A 13,798-nucleotide genomic window follows, 5' to 3' on the forward strand; every position below is an offset into this window, starting at 1 on the left:
AGGCGGCTGTGTAACACCCTGCTGATGCAAAAAACTTAACGCCTTCCCCGCAGCACAAGGAAGGCTGATGCCCTACTCGACCTCGCTGCCGGCTGCCCCATTGCTGACGATTTCAGCCGCCTTCTGCTTTTTATAGCTTAGCGCAGCGGCAGGAACGGGCGAGGCCTTACCGGTTTCTACCCAGGTACGCAGGCGGTTGGCATCGGCGAAATGGGTATATTTTCCGAACGCATCCATCACCACCAGCGCCACCGGACGTCGGTTGATCACCGTGCGCATAACCAGGCAGTGTCCCGCCTCATTGGTGAAGCCGGTTTTGGTCAGCTGGATATTCCAGTCGGGGCGATACACCAGGTGATTGGTGTTGCGAAACGGCAGCTGATAGGGAGGATTGCTAAAGGTAGCCATCTCTTCATGTGTGGTACTCAGCTGGCCAATCAGCGGATAGCGCTTAGTGGCGATCAGCAGCCGGGTGAGATCGCGGGCGGTGGAGACGTTTTGCGTCGACAGGCCGGTAGGCTCGACATAATGGGTGTGCATCATGCCCAGCTCGCGCGCTTTCGCATTCATCGCGCGAATAAAGGCGTCATAGCCGCCGGGATAGTGGTGGGCCAGACTGGCGGCCGCACGGTTTTCCGAAGACATAAGCGCCAGCAGCATCATATTTTTGCGGCTGATTTCGCTATTCAGGCGCACGCGGGAATAGATACCGCGCATCTCAGGCGTGTGGCTGATATCGACATTAAGCTTCTCATCAAGCGGCAGATGCGCATCGAGCGTCACCATGACCGTCATCAGCTTGGTTATCGACGCCATCGGCCGAACCAGGTCCGGATGGTTAGCGTAAATCACTTTGTTGGTATTAAGATCGACTATCATCGCGCTACCCGAGGCGATCTGCGGCTGCGCTACAGGCACAGCATCGGCCTGAAGCGGACGGGCTACGGCCTGATTCAGGATGCCCTGACCAGAAAAAAGTAGGGCTAACGTCAAAAGAGATAAGCGGATTTTCGCAGGCATCGTTAAAAACTTAATCGAAAGGTGATTCTGGTACGGAGAGTCCGTACGCCGCCCCCGCGCAACGGCACTCGGCGGGAGCTGGCCCGCGCATCATACTCTGCAGGATTGAAAATTTACTACAGGATATTCGTTTCCGGGCGTTACCGAATAGCCGCCGGACGCCCGGCGGCGAAATCATGCTATCAGCCGGTAGCCATAACCCCAGATCACCACGGTCAGGGCCAGTAACACTTCAAAAACCAGGATGCCAATCGCCAGCGTGGAGCCAGAGAAGCGCAGGCTCTCTTCACGATCGATATTCAAAAATAACGGAATGCCAACGTAGAGCAAATAAGCGGTATAGAGCAGCGCCAGCGCGCCCGCCAGTACGCACAGCCACACCAGCGGATAAAGCGCCACCAGGCCACTGATAAATAGCGGCGTACCAACGTAGCCTGCGAACACCGTGCAGCGCTGCAGGCTGGGGCGCTGAGGATACTCCCGCGCCATCCAGTAAATCACCCGTCCCATCAGCGCCACGCCCCCTAAAATCAGCGCATAGAAAAGGATCCCCAACCCGACGGCGGTGGCCAGCGAGAGCATAATGGTATGTCGCGCGCCGAGATCCCAGCCAATCTGCGTGGTACCAATCAGCGCACAGATAACCGGGATCAGCGCCATTAACAAAACATGGTGCGTGTAATGGTGAGAGATCGTTTCGTTCTCTTGCTTAATATCACGCATCTCACGATCGGGATGCGCAAGAAGTCCCCAGACATGGTTCATCTTTTCATTCCTCTGCTATGACGCTTCGACGAGCCTGAGACGTTCAGGCGGTGGATGCTATTGAGTATAAGCGCTGTTGAACTGTTTATTTTCCAGGCAGGGTCTGTTTCGCTTAATTGCCTCATTATTCAGCGAATAAAAAACAATTCATCACAACTTTCGCGGCGGTTTATTCCATAGCGGTTAGACTTAAGGGTTTACGCGCATCAACCGCAGGAGATTACGCATATGGATGTTAACGGGCTGATATCACAATACGGTTATCTGGCGCTTTTTATCGGCTGTATCGCCGAAGGGGAAACCTTCACCCTGCTGGGCGGCGTTGCGGCTCATGAGGGACTTTTACACTACGGCTGGGTGCTACTGGTGGCGATGCTCGGCGGCATCCTGGGGGACACCGGACTCTTCTTTATTGGCCGCTATTACGGTAGTGCAATCCTTAAACGCTTTAAAAAGCATCAGAAACAGATTGCTAAGGCCAACCGGCTCATCCGCAAACGGCCCGTGCTGTTCGTTATTGGCGTCAGATTCATGTACGGGCTGCGCATCGTGGGGCCGATTATTATCGGCGCCAGCAAGCTGAAACCTCAGAAGTTCCTGGCGCTGAACATTATTGGCGCGATGCTATGGGCGGTGATTTTTGTCTCACTGGGCTACCTTGGCGGCGAGGTCATCGCGCCCTGGCTGCATACGCTGGATCGCCATCTGAAACAAATTTTCTGGGTCGTGCTGATTTTCGGTCTGGTCTGGGCGGTGCGAATTTACTTTAAGCGGCGCGCGGCGCGCGAGAAAGAGGCAGAATGAGTCAGATTAAGCGAAAGATTGAAGATCACGGGGTGATAGGTGACCTGCGTACCTGTGCCTTGATTGCCAACGACGGCACCATTGACTATTTCTGCTGGCCCGATCTCGACAGCCCCTCCGTTTTCACCGCCCTGCTGGACGGCGACGAGGCGGGTGTTTTCAGCATTCAGCCCGACTGGCCAGATGCCCGCCGTCAGCAGCTCTACCTGCCCGATACCACCCTGCTGCAAACCCGCTGGCTGGACAGTCAGGGCGTGGCGGAGATCACCGACTATATGCCCGTCTGCCAGGAAGACGAGGATCGCCCGCGCCTGATCAGGCGGATAAAGGTGCTGCACGGCGAAGCCACTATCAATCTGCGCTGCGCACCCGTTCACGACTATGCCCGCGCGACCACCTCGGCCAGCCTGAGCGAAGGTAGCGTACTGTTTACTGCCGCCGATCAGCCCACCCTGAGGCTGTGTGGCAACGTCGAATTTACCCTGGACGGCAGCGCGGCCACCGCCCGCTTCACTCTTAAGGCGGGCGAGCACCGCGAATTTATCTTCGGCAGCGCCGATGACAAATCGCTTGATGATGAGGCCACGCTGAACTGTTTCCAGCAAACGCTGAACTTCTGGCGTCGCTGGAGTGCAAAAAGCTCCTACCATGGCCGCTGGCAGGAAATGGTCAACCGCTCGGCGCTGACGCTTAAGCTGCTGACGTCGCGCAGGCACGGTTCTATTGCGGCCGCGGCCACTTTCGGGCTGCCTGAGGAGCTGGGCGGCGAACGTAACTGGGACTATCGCGCCTCCTGGCTGCGCGACGCATCGTTCAGCATGTATGCCCTGATGCGTCTTGGCTATGTCGATGAAGCCAAACATTTCACCCACTGGGTGGGACGCTGCGTTGAAAACAGCCATCAGGATATTGAAAAGCTCCAGGTGATGTACCGGCTGGACAGCGGCACCGAGTTGCAGGAGAGCGAGCTGCTGAATCTGTCCGGCTATGCCAACTCCACGCCGGTAAGGATCGGCAATGGTGCATGGAATCAGTCGCAGCTGGATATCTATGGCGAGCTGATGGATGCCATTTATCTGGCGAATAAGTACGGTGAAGCGATCTCCCACCGCGGCTGGATGCACGTCACCACCATGATCGATTATCTCTGTGACAACTGGAATCAGCCGGATGCCGGGATCTGGGAGATGCGCGGCGAGCCGCAGCATTTTCTTCATTCGCGCCTGATGTGCTGGGTTGCTCTGGACAGGGCGGTGAGGCTGGGAGAGAAACGCTCGCTTGAGGTGCCCTGGACGCGCTGGACGGAGACCCGGGATGCGATTCGTGCAGATATCTGGGCCAATTTCTGGAACGAGGATCGCGGTCATTTTGTCGCCACGCGCCACGGCGATTATGTTGATGCCTCGATGCTGCTGATGCCGCTGGTGCGCTTTGTGGGCGCAACCGATCCTGACTGGCTGTCAACGCTGGATACTATCAAAGAGAAGCTGGTCAGCGACGGATTAGTGCGCCGCTACAATCTGGCGGAGACCCCTTCTGACGGGCTGCAAGGAACCGAAGGGTCCTTTGTCGCCTGCTCTTTCTGGTACGTGGAGTGCCTTGCGCGGGCGGGTCGGGTGAATGAGGCCCACTTTGAATTTGAGAAGCTGCTGAGCTACGCCAACCCGCTGGGGCTATACGCCGAAGAGTTTGACAGTCAGGGCTATGCACTGGGTAATACCCCTCAGGCCCTGAGCCATCTGGCGCTGATTAGCGCGGCATTTTTCCTGAATCGCAAGCTGAGCGGTGAAGACCCGCTCTGGCAGCCGTGATCGCTCCCTGAAGAGCGGTGAAATCGTTGCTTCCAACCGCCTTCCACAAAACGGCTTTCCATTTGCTGTCAGTCAGGGCCGGGAAATATACGTAAAGTTACCGCAATAGTTAAAATCCCGGTTTATTCCCCGGGGTTATGACCATATAATGTGCAGCCGCTCACACTAAGCGGCACAGGTTCATCTATCCACCGTTTACATGGCGCAACATCTTAGAAAATATGAAAAAGAGCATCCGCGCATTAGCCGCTTTAGTCCTGACCGTTACGGCATACAGCCATTCAGCCTTTGCCGTGGTTTACCCGCTGCCTGCGGCAAACAGCCGTCTGATTGGTCAAAACCTGGAAATTACCGTTCCTCAGGACAGCAAACTTCCGCTGGAAGCCTTTGCGGCACAGTATCAGATGGGCCTGAGTAACATGCTTGAAGCCAATCCGGGCGTCGATGTTTATCTTCCCAGGCCCGGCACCAAACTGATTATTCCTCAGCAGCTAATCCTGCCTGATGCCCCGCGTGAAGGTATTGTGGTTAACAGCGCTGAGATGCGTCTTTATTACTATCCTAAAGGCACCAAAACGGTAGTTGTGCTTCCGGTTGGCGTGGGTGAACTGGGAAAAGACACCCCCATGAACTGGACGACGGCGGTCGAGCGTAAAAAAGACGGCCCGACCTGGACGCCAACCAAAAAAATGCACGAAGATTCGGTAGCTAATGGCTCGCCGCTGCCAACGATTTTCCCGGCTGGCCCGGATAATCCTATGGGGCTGTATGCCCTCTATATTGGTCGTCTTTACGCGATCCACGGAACCAATGCGAACTTTGGTATCGGCCTGCGGGTGAGTCACGGCTGTGTACGTCTTCGCGCTGACGATATTAAATGGCTTTACGATAACGTGCCGGTAGGTACGCGCGTACAGTTTATCAATCAGCCGATTAAAGCCAGCGTGGAGCCTGATGGTTCACGTATGGTTGAGGTGCATAACCCGCTTTCACAGACCGAGGAGCAGTTTAACTCTCGTGAACCGGTGCCGCTGACCATTACGCCAGTGGTCAGTAAAGTGGTTAGTGATGCCAGCGTTGACAGTAACGCCATGGACGCCGCCATGAAGAGGCGCAGTGGCATTCCAACGCGGGTCAATGGCGGTGCCGACTATACGGCCCCTGCTGCGATCGCCGTGCAGGAGATGAGTGGTGCGTTGCCGAAGGAAGAACCCATGACCCCTGCGACGCAGCAGGGTGCCAACGTGGTTAATCAGGATGCAGCATCTGCCACGCCGACAGTAGACGGTAGCGCAGCCCCGGTTCAGCAGGCTCCGACCGATGGTAGTGCAGCACCGGCTCAGCAGGCTCCGGCCGATGGTAGTGCAGCACCGGCTCAGCAGGCTCCGGCCGACGGCAGTGCAGCACCGGCGCAGCAGGCTCCGGCCGATGGTAGTGCAGCACCGGCTCAGCAGGCTCCGGCCGACGGCAGTGCAGCACCGGCTCAGCAGGCTCCGGCCGACGGCAAAAGTTCGTTTGTTGTACCTGCTCAGCCAGGCCCAATTTATGACAATAAGTCAACGTCCGTGAAAACCGCGACGCCGGGTAGCGTAGCGGCGGGTTAATAGTTTTAACCTGTGGTAAAGCGGGCGAGTTGCTGGAGCTAAGGGTGTAGTAATTTGCTTCAGCTACCGGGCAGCGTTTCGCCAGCTTTGAATGGAAGGGTTCATGTTGATCATGAGCCCTTTTTTATTTCCGGCATTTGGTGGCGAGTTTTTGTGGGTAGCAGGCTGTGATATCTGCGGTGACGGTGGGTTGCGCTGGCTGCGATCTCTGAGGAACCGGTGGATAATCCCTGCGGATGACGGTGGGTTGTGCTGGCTGCGATCTCTGAGGAGCCGGTGGATAATCCCTGCGGATGACGGTGGGTTGTGCTGGCTGCGATCTCTGAGGAGCCGGTGGATAATCCCTGCGGATGACGGTGGGTTGTGCTGGCTGCGATCTCTGAGGAGCCGGTGGATAATCCCTGCGGGTGCCGGGCGTCCTCACGCCAGGCTTTGCCTGGTGCCTTTGGCTCCGACTCCAGGCCGGACGGCCCGGTCGCGAGCGGGCATCCCTGCCCGCCGCTCCCTGAGTGCAGCATCCCTGCTGCCCTCGCCTGGCCCTCCGTCTTCACCGCAGCGCTGCGGAATGCCCGTCACCCGCAGGGATTATCCACCTCTCAGGCTTCTGCGCCGCTTCCGGTAAAACCGTTTATCTGTCCGGGGGCTGCTGAGCTGCTTCCAGTAAAACCGTTTATCTGTCCGCGGGCTGCTGAGCTGCTTCCAGTAAAACCGTTTATCTGTCCGCAGGTTTCCCAGCCTATCCCCGTTAAGGTTTGCTCTCGCGCAGGATTCGGCTCACTTTTCGATTTAGTTTTTGGTGCCGCTATTTAGGTCATTTATCTGCACCACGAAAAAACCAGTCACAACAAACTGTGCACTCTCAGTCTTCTGATTTTCTTCAAATCCCAACTATTTTGGTCATTGCATACTTCCTGTACGCATTCAAACCTGCCTGGGATTGCCTGTCCGACACCGCCCTTAACCGCAGCCAGCACAATGCAAAGAAGCAGACGGGTGGGGCCCGGTGACAGGCATTCCGCAGCGCTGAGCGTAGAGAGGAAGACCCGGATGGGCCAGCAGGGAGGCTGGCACAAGGGCATGTCGGGACAGGGATGTCACGTCATGCCCGGTCCGAAAGGTCGACGAGCGGAGCGAAGGAACCGCGCCACGCGCGGCGCGAGGACCGCCAGGCACCGGGTCCCAGCCGTAGGCGACGGCACTAAGCCTCTAGCGCAACGGGCACTATCCGCAGGCGACATTCATCGTAACCTTCATACACCATGCGCCCCCACAGGCAACATCTTTGCAGCATCAGGCTCCAGTGACAACACGGAGTCTTTGGCAAAGATGGTTCTTATCTACAGCGTTCTTTCCGTTTCCACACCTGATCCAGAGTTTCATATAACCCCGAAACCGCTGTTACCCGCAGCCAGTCCAATGCAAAGAAGCAGACGGGTGGGGCCCGGTGACTGGCAATCCGCAGCGCTGAGTGCAGAGAAGAAGACCCGGATGGGCCAGCAGGGATGCTGGCACAAGGGCATGCCGGGACAGGGATGTCCCGTCATACCCGGTCCGAAAGGTCGACGAGCGGAGCGAAGGAACCGCGCCACGCGCGGCGTGAGGACCGCCAGGCACCGGGCCCCACCCGTTGGCGACCACACGGGCCTGTGCAGCACCGGGCACCACCCGTAGGCGACACCCCAGGCCTATGCAGCACCGGGCCCCACCCGTAAGCGACGGCACGGGCCTCTGCCACACCGGGCACCATCCGCAGGCGACACTCACGCCGGAATGGTATGCCCTCTGCGAAAAAAAGACTTACCACTTAACCCCCAGCCCGGTAATAAAACTCCGCTCGTTAAGCGTATCACGCGTGCCGCTAATCAGATTATGACCGTAGGTGATATTAAGCGATGACCAGCTGGTGAGCTGATAACGCAATCCCACCTCCGCATCCATACTGAAAATAGCATCGTCATCCAGCGAATGACCCACTTCACCGTGCGTGAAAAGCGATAGCGTCCTGCCCCGAAGGAAACGCTGATAGTCCCAGCGTACTGAAGCCCCCAAATGGCTATCCGAACTGCCATCGCTGTAACTGTAGGCAAAAGCACCGCCCAAAAGCGACATCGAAAATGAACCCAGCTCATCATCCCAAAACTGGTAGCCGGGACCGGTGCCGATCAAACCCTGCTGGGAAATATCCTCTACCCAGTCACGCTTATAGCTCGCCCTGCCCTGCCAGAAATACCGATCGCGAAACATATAGTCCAGCGCATAGCGCAGACTATAATTATCGGTATTCATCGTACCGTCTTCTTCTTCGCGGTTGTAAGTTCCGCCAAAGTCATTACGCCACTTACCGACATTCACTTTGTTGTTATAGGCGAGATTGTAATCCTGAGTGCGGGTAGAAGCCTTTTTCAGGCTGACACCCGCATCAATATTCCCCGTCCAGCTCAGCGCAGCCGTTTTCGGCTTTGGCTTAAGGAACTCTTCAAATCGGGCGACGGGCACGCGCTGCTGGCTTTCTCCCTGATGCACGATAATGTAGCCAGCATCGGTGGCTTCAAGGCGGGCTTTAAAGGTTTTGCTGCTTTTACCGTTGCGGACGTCAAAATCCTTTTCGCTGGACAGGGTACTCACTGCATTCCAGTTTAGCGATACCGTTCCCGCATAGCCGGTGTCTATGACCAGCTTGCCGTCGCTGAGCGAGCGCACCGTGCCGCTGACCCGGTCACCATTTTTCATCCAGACGGTATCAGCGATGGCAAAAGGCGGAGAGACCAGCAGGCAGGTTAGCAGACCAGCTCGCGCAGGGCCGCCGCGAATTGAGTGGGGCATAGTGGTGAGTTAACTCCTCAACTTACGTCATCAGGACCATTTTTCTTTCCAGGGTACAGGATCGGGCTGGACAGAGTGAGAGGGAAAGGTCTGATAGATAAGCTTATTGCGCACGAAAGGTTCAGGAATTAATAGAAAGCTATGGCAGCTACGGTCAGCAAAACCAATCATCAGGCCGCTGAGCCTGTTACTGTTATCTGCTCTATATATACGGCGGCGCCCAAAGATAATGACTGCTACGCGAACGCCCGTCGCGGCAAACTGACATAGCCCAGCGCTCATCGGCTGGGCTGAAATGTGCACTATTAAGCCAATTGAGCCGCTGCGCCTGGTGCAACGCCCCAGGCGGCGCATCTGCGGCTACCAGCCCGGTTAAATCCGATGCGCCCGTTCCCGGTGCTGGCTGTCAGCAGGTTGGCTTAGGCGGTATTCTCGTTCGGCGGCGTAATCAGTCGAAGCCGCACGGTGATAAACAGCGCCACCATCACTACCAGGGCCGCCGCCAGGTAGATTGAATCCACGCCCCAGCGCCCGATTAGCAGCCCGGCCACCGGGCCGGTAATACCCAGGCCAAAATCCAGAAATGCGGAATAGAGCCCCAGCGCTGACCCCTGATTCTGCGGAGCCACCCGGCGAATAGCCTCCACGCCAAGAGCGGGAAACACCAGCGAGAAGCCGGAACCGGTGAGGAATGCGCCCACGTCCACCATCCAGGATGAGTGGCCCTGCCAGATCAGCAGCAGTCCAATACACTCAATAACAAAGGAAAACAGCGACACCCGGATGCCGCCAAACCGCCCGATAAAGCTGCTGAAAATCAGCCTCATCACCACAAAGCCCAGGCTAAACAGAGTCAGGGAAAAAGCCGCCCCGTGCCAGCCGTGACTGGAAAAATACAGGGTGATAAAGGTGGCAATGGTTCCGAAGCCAACCGTCCCCAGCCCCAGACAAAGCCCATACAGCCAGATCCGCGAGAACACCTGGGTGAAAGGAATGCGCTGCCCCACTGCCACCACTACCGCCGGACGGCGAGTCGCCAGCCAGAAGCCAAAAATCGCCATCAGCATAATCAACACCGCAAAGCCGGGGATACCAAACGCGGAGTTGAGCATCACGCCGAGCGGTGCCCCCAGGGCCATCGCCAGGTAGGTTGCCACACCGTTCCAGGAGATCACCCGCGCGCTCTGTAGCGTGCCGACAATATTTATCCCCCACAGAATCGAACCCGTTGCGGTCAGGCTCTCCCCCAGCCCCAACGCGATCCTTCCGGCAGCCAGCAGCAGCAGGCTGGTGAGCGCACTGCCGTGGACCGTCACCGCCAGCAGGGTGAACAGGCCGCTAACTCCACAGAGTAGCAGCCCCATCAGCACCACCTTTTTGGGGCCGAGCAGATCGGCATAGCGCCCCGCCTGCGGTCGGCTGATCAGCGTGGCAAAGTATTGCAGGCTGATAATCAACCCGGCCATAAACGAACTGTAGCCCAGATCGTTATGCACGTAGCCGGGCAGTACCGCCAGCGGCAGGCCAATAGAGAGGTAGCAAAAGAAGGTGAATATAACGACCGAGATAATACGCTTATTGAGCTGGGCGCTGGATAAAGCTGCTGAGGACATGACGGGACCAGAAATAGGTGTGATGTGAGTCACATCATACCCTTAGCAGACTAAGAGATCCCGTTAAGAATATTGGGAAATGTGACAGCCGCCGCCTCAATCGCCCGCGCAATATCAACGGAGCGCTTAAGCGGTCGGATGTCTGCAAACAGCATATCGGCCTGCGGATACACTTTACGCAGATATCCCAGCCACTGCTTAATGCGCGCCACGTGGTACAAACCGGTGTCACCCTGCTTTTCCAGCCGGACATACTTTTGCAACAGCCTGACCACTTCCGGCCACGGCATGGGCGGCACATTATCCTTTATGACCCGGCTCAGGTTTGGCACGTTTAGCGCGCCGCGACCAATCATCACCGCATCACAGCCGGTCACCGCCAGGCAGTTCTGCGCGCTCTGCCAGTCCCAGATCTCCCCGTTAGCAATCACCGGGATGGTCAGCCGCTGGCGAATTTCGCCAATGGCCTGCCAGTTAATGCGATCGGCCTGGTAGCCATCCTCTTTTGTTCGCCCATGCACGGCCAGCTCGGTGGCACCGGCCTGCTGTACCGCATCGGCTATTTCAAATCGCTGGTCGTCGGAAGCCCATCCCAAACGCACCTTCACCGTCACCGGTAAATGCGCAGGTACGGCCTGGCGCATCGCTTTCGCGCCGCGATATATCAGCTCAGGATCTTTTAACAGCGTGGCGCCGCCGCCGCTGCCGTTGACCGTCTTCGAGGGACAGCCACAGTTGAGATCGACACCCCACGAACCCAGCTCCGCCGCGCGAAAGGCGTTTTCCGCCAGCCATTCAGGCGACTGGCCTAACAGCTGAATACGTACGCGCGTACCCGCAGGTGTGCGACTGGCATGATTAAGCTCGGGGCAAAGGCGAGAAAAGGATTTAATCGGGAGTAGCTGGTCAACAACCCGCAAGAATTCAGTGATGCAGAGATCGTAGTCATTAACTTCGGTAAGCAGTTCGCGTACCAGCGAGTCAAGCACGCCCTCCATCGGGGCCAGTAGAACACGCATGTCACAACCCATTGCGTTAATAAGGGGGATCCGGGCGATCCCCCTGGTTAGAAAGCGTTAATGCCTGCTTACATTACGCGCATGAAACCCAGCCTGGATTAAGCGCGTTAATATCAGCTCGGATTAGAGCGGCGCTGGCGGGTCACGCCACGCGGTGCGGCGCTTCCGCCTTCTGGCCTGGCGCTGCGGCCACTGCCGTTGGCCTGGCGACGCTGGCCGTTACCCTGGCTGCGTTCACCTGAGGCTGCACTGCGTTCGCCACCATTGCCGCGATTTCCGCCCTGACCACGTTCGCCACCGCGGTTGCCCTGCGGCGCGCCGCGCCCACGGCCTGCACCGCCGCCGCCACCGCGCTGCTGACGACCATTCTGGATCGGATCGGCCTTGATAGACGGATCCGGCTCATAGCCGTCAATGGCGATACGCGGGATCTCACGCTTCAGCACGCGTTCGATATCGCGCAGCAGCTTGTGTTCGTCCACGCAGACCAGCGAAAGGGCTTCGCCCGTTGCCGCAGCGCGGCCGGTACGACCAATACGGTGAACATAGTCTTCCGGCACGTTTGGCAGCTCATAGTTCACTACGTGCGGCAGTTCAGAGATATCAATACCACGCGCGGCGATATCCGTCGCCACCAGGACGCGGATTTTACCCTCTTTGAAATCACTCAGCGCACGGGTACGGGCACCCTGGCTTTTGTTGCCGTGAATAGCCGCAGAGCCAATGCCGTCTTTATTCAGCTGCTCGGCAAGGTGGTTGGCACCGTGTTTGGTACGGGTAAAGACCAGAACCTGCTGCCAGTTATCGCGGCCGATCAGGAACGACAGCAGTTCTCTTTTACGTTTCTTATCAACGAAATGCACGTGCTGAGAAATCTGCTCGGAGGCGGTGTTGCGGCGCGCCACGGAGACCTGCTCCGGGTTATGCAGCAGCTTTTCTGCCAGACCTCTGATCTCGTCAGAGAAGGTCGCGGAGAACAGCAGGTTCTGGCGCTTAGCAGGCAGTTTGGAGAGCACGCGACGGATATCGTGAATAAAGCCCATATCCAGCATACGGTCAGCTTCATCCAGGACCAGAACCTCAACCTGAGACAGGTCTACCGCATTCTGATGTTCCAGATCCAGCAGACGACCCGGCGTAGCGACCAGTACGTCAACGCCGCCGCGCAGCTTCATCATCTGCGGGTTGATGCTGACGCCGCCGAAAACCACCAGCGAGCGAATATCAAGGTATTTACTGTAGTCCTGCACGTTTTCACCCACCTGAGCCGCCAGTTCGCGGGTCGGGGTTAAAATCAGCGCACGAACCGGACGACGCCCTTTAGGATGGGGGGTCGCGCTGCTCAGCATTTGCAGCAGGGGAAGCGTAAAGCCGGCCGTTTTACCGGTACCGGTCTGGGCGCTGGCCATCAGGTCACGACCGGCTAAGACAACCGGGATCGCCTGACGCTGGATTGGCGTTGGCTCGTTATAACCCTGCTCTGCAACAGCACGCAGAATGTCGGCATTAAGGCCGAGAGAATCAAATGACATAAAATTGACTGACTCCGGATCCGCCCTGACCGCATTTAAGGGTGTAGTTTCCAGGGGGAGAATATGACGTCAGGCTTCGCCAGACGTTTGAAAGGGAGCACAAACCACGGTGCGTAAGCGGCAGATTATAACAGATGTTATCCCCACACAGAGAGCGTTTCTTTGCGAGCGGATAAAAACGGTGTTTTTACACCGGGAACGCCCCGGCCCCCGAAGGGCGAACCCGCATTCTGCGTCTGATGCGGTAGCATGAAGTCGTATAATGGCTTTAGTAAAACGGGCCGCGTATGCGGCCCGTTTCGTCTCAGCGGTGGCGTGGCCTGACGGCACGACGAACCGGCTCTTTCGCCAGCAGTGAAACCAGCGCGGGCCCGGTCAGCATCAGCACCCCCACGCAGCCCAGCAGCAGGTTATGGTGAACAACGCGTGACAGCAGGTAGAGTACCAGCATGGCCGCCCCAAAATAGTAGGTGGTGGTGACATCCTCAAGGAAGTCGCCAACGCGGCGCAGATGCGGCAGACGCTGGGTCAACAACATGGCGGTAAATACGCAGGCATAAAGCGCCAGTAAAACCATGGTGACATGCAGCAGGCTTTGGTGTTTCCATCCCCACACCAGCGCTGCAATCAGCAGCAGGTGCAACATGATATGTACGCAGGCTTGTCCGGTGACAATCTGGATACGATTAGACCATTTCATTTTCTTCTCCTGGCACACCCAACATCGGTCGCCCAGTTTGGCTATCACAGTAAGCGATAGCGCATTCTTCAGACTACCCCACTTTTCGGATAATGCCGCAAATAATG

Annotated in this window: 10 protein-coding genes and 1 pseudogene; 3 read left to right on the top strand and 8 right to left on the bottom strand. The window is 57.3% G+C overall.

All coding sequences use genetic code 11. The annotated features are described in order from the left end of the window. Positions 1–72: 72 nt before the first annotated feature. Positions 73–1,020, bottom strand: a complete 948-nt coding sequence (pbpG, locus tag AC4PCC_RS14025; RefSeq protein WP_492124923.1) for a D-alanyl-D-alanine endopeptidase — start codon at positions 1,018–1,020, stop codon at positions 73–75. A 174-nt stretch (positions 1,021–1,194) separates the two neighbouring features. Beyond that, entirely contained in the window at positions 1,195–1,785 is a 591-nt protein-coding gene (locus tag AC4PCC_RS14030) for a Yip1 family protein (protein WP_067702568.1), read from the bottom strand. 228 nt (positions 1,786–2,013) lie between these two features. Here AC4PCC_RS14030 and AC4PCC_RS14035 point away from each other — a divergent pair, with 228 nt between their 5' ends. The 3 genes and pseudogenes from AC4PCC_RS14035 to AC4PCC_RS14045 form a co-directional block, all read left to right on the top strand. Further along, positions 2,014–2,589 carry a DedA family protein gene (locus tag AC4PCC_RS14035; RefSeq protein WP_067702565.1) on the top strand — a complete coding sequence of 192 codons (576 nt, stop codon included), beginning with the start codon at positions 2,014–2,016 and terminating at the stop codon, positions 2,587–2,589. Next, a complete protein-coding gene (locus AC4PCC_RS14040; RefSeq protein ID WP_492124924.1) occupies positions 2,586–4,400 on the top strand; it encodes a glycoside hydrolase family 15 protein in 1,815 nt (604 codons plus the stop codon). Before AC4PCC_RS14035 ends, AC4PCC_RS14040 begins: the two co-directional genes overlap by 4 nt. Before the next feature lie 221 nt (positions 4,401–4,621). Next, positions 4,622–5,773 (top strand): annotated as a pseudogene (locus AC4PCC_RS14045) (L,D-transpeptidase family protein); the annotation flags it as partial. A 341-nt stretch (positions 5,774–6,114) separates the two neighbouring features. Here the strand turns inward: AC4PCC_RS14045 and AC4PCC_RS14050 are convergent. The 6 genes from AC4PCC_RS14050 to AC4PCC_RS14075 form a co-directional block, all read right to left on the bottom strand. Beyond that, positions 6,115–6,522, bottom strand: a complete 408-nt coding sequence (locus AC4PCC_RS14050) for a hypothetical protein (protein ID WP_492124925.1) — start codon at positions 6,520–6,522, stop codon at positions 6,115–6,117. 1,279 nt (positions 6,523–7,801) lie between these two features. Beyond that, on the bottom strand, positions 7,802–8,827 hold the full coding sequence (locus AC4PCC_RS14055) for a DUF481 domain-containing protein (protein ID WP_492124926.1): 1,026 nt from the start codon (positions 8,825–8,827) through the stop codon (positions 7,802–7,804). Positions 8,828–9,246: 419 nt separating this feature from the next. Beyond that, positions 9,247–10,440 (bottom strand): MFS transporter, encoded by a 1,194-nt coding sequence (locus tag AC4PCC_RS14060; protein WP_067702550.1) that lies wholly within the window; start codon positions 10,438–10,440, stop codon positions 9,247–9,249. A 50-nt stretch (positions 10,441–10,490) separates the two neighbouring features. Beyond that, positions 10,491–11,459 carry a tRNA dihydrouridine(16) synthase DusC gene (gene dusC / locus AC4PCC_RS14065; protein WP_067702547.1) on the bottom strand — a complete coding sequence of 323 codons (969 nt, stop codon included), beginning with the start codon at positions 11,457–11,459 and terminating at the stop codon, positions 10,491–10,493. Between the two features lie 113 nt (positions 11,460–11,572). Beyond that, on the bottom strand, positions 11,573–12,991 hold the full coding sequence (gene rhlE, locus AC4PCC_RS14070; protein ID WP_492124927.1) for an ATP-dependent RNA helicase RhlE: 1,419 nt from the start codon (positions 12,989–12,991) through the stop codon (positions 11,573–11,575). Between the two features lie 304 nt (positions 12,992–13,295). Next, positions 13,296–13,691, bottom strand: a complete 396-nt coding sequence (locus tag AC4PCC_RS14075; RefSeq protein ID WP_067702542.1) for a YbhQ family protein — start codon at positions 13,689–13,691, stop codon at positions 13,296–13,298. Positions 13,692–13,798: the final 107 nt, after the last annotated feature.

The organism is Erwinia sp. L03-1, assembly GCF_058686115.1.

What these genes read in the sequence shown, in the direction of transcription:
- pbpG (WP_492124923.1), bottom strand. Translation starts at nt 1,020, where the DNA reads ATGCCTGCGAAAATCCGCTTATCTCTTTTGACGTTAGCCCTACTTTTT.
- AC4PCC_RS14030 (WP_067702568.1), bottom strand. Translation starts at nt 1,785, where the DNA reads ATGAACCATGTCTGGGGACTTCTTGCGCATCCCGATCGTGAGATGCGT.
- AC4PCC_RS14035 (WP_067702565.1), top strand. Translation starts at nt 2,014, where the DNA reads ATGGATGTTAACGGGCTGATATCACAATACGGTTATCTGGCGCTTTTT.
- AC4PCC_RS14040 (WP_492124924.1), top strand. Translation starts at nt 2,586, where the DNA reads ATGAGTCAGATTAAGCGAAAGATTGAAGATCACGGGGTGATAGGTGAC.
- AC4PCC_RS14050 (WP_492124925.1), bottom strand. Translation starts at nt 6,522, where the DNA reads ATGCTGCACTCAGGGAGCGGCGGGCAGGGATGCCCGCTCGCGACCGGG.
- AC4PCC_RS14055 (WP_492124926.1), bottom strand. Translation starts at nt 8,827, where the DNA reads ATGCCCCACTCAATTCGCGGCGGCCCTGCGCGAGCTGGTCTGCTAACC.
- AC4PCC_RS14060 (WP_067702550.1), bottom strand. Translation starts at nt 10,440, where the DNA reads ATGTCCTCAGCAGCTTTATCCAGCGCCCAGCTCAATAAGCGTATTATC.
- dusC (WP_067702547.1), bottom strand. Translation starts at nt 11,459, where the DNA reads ATGCGTGTTCTACTGGCCCCGATGGAGGGCGTGCTTGACTCGCTGGTA.
- rhlE (WP_492124927.1), bottom strand. Translation starts at nt 12,991, where the DNA reads ATGTCATTTGATTCTCTCGGCCTTAATGCCGACATTCTGCGTGCTGTT.
- AC4PCC_RS14075 (WP_067702542.1), bottom strand. Translation starts at nt 13,691, where the DNA reads ATGAAATGGTCTAATCGTATCCAGATTGTCACCGGACAAGCCTGCGTA.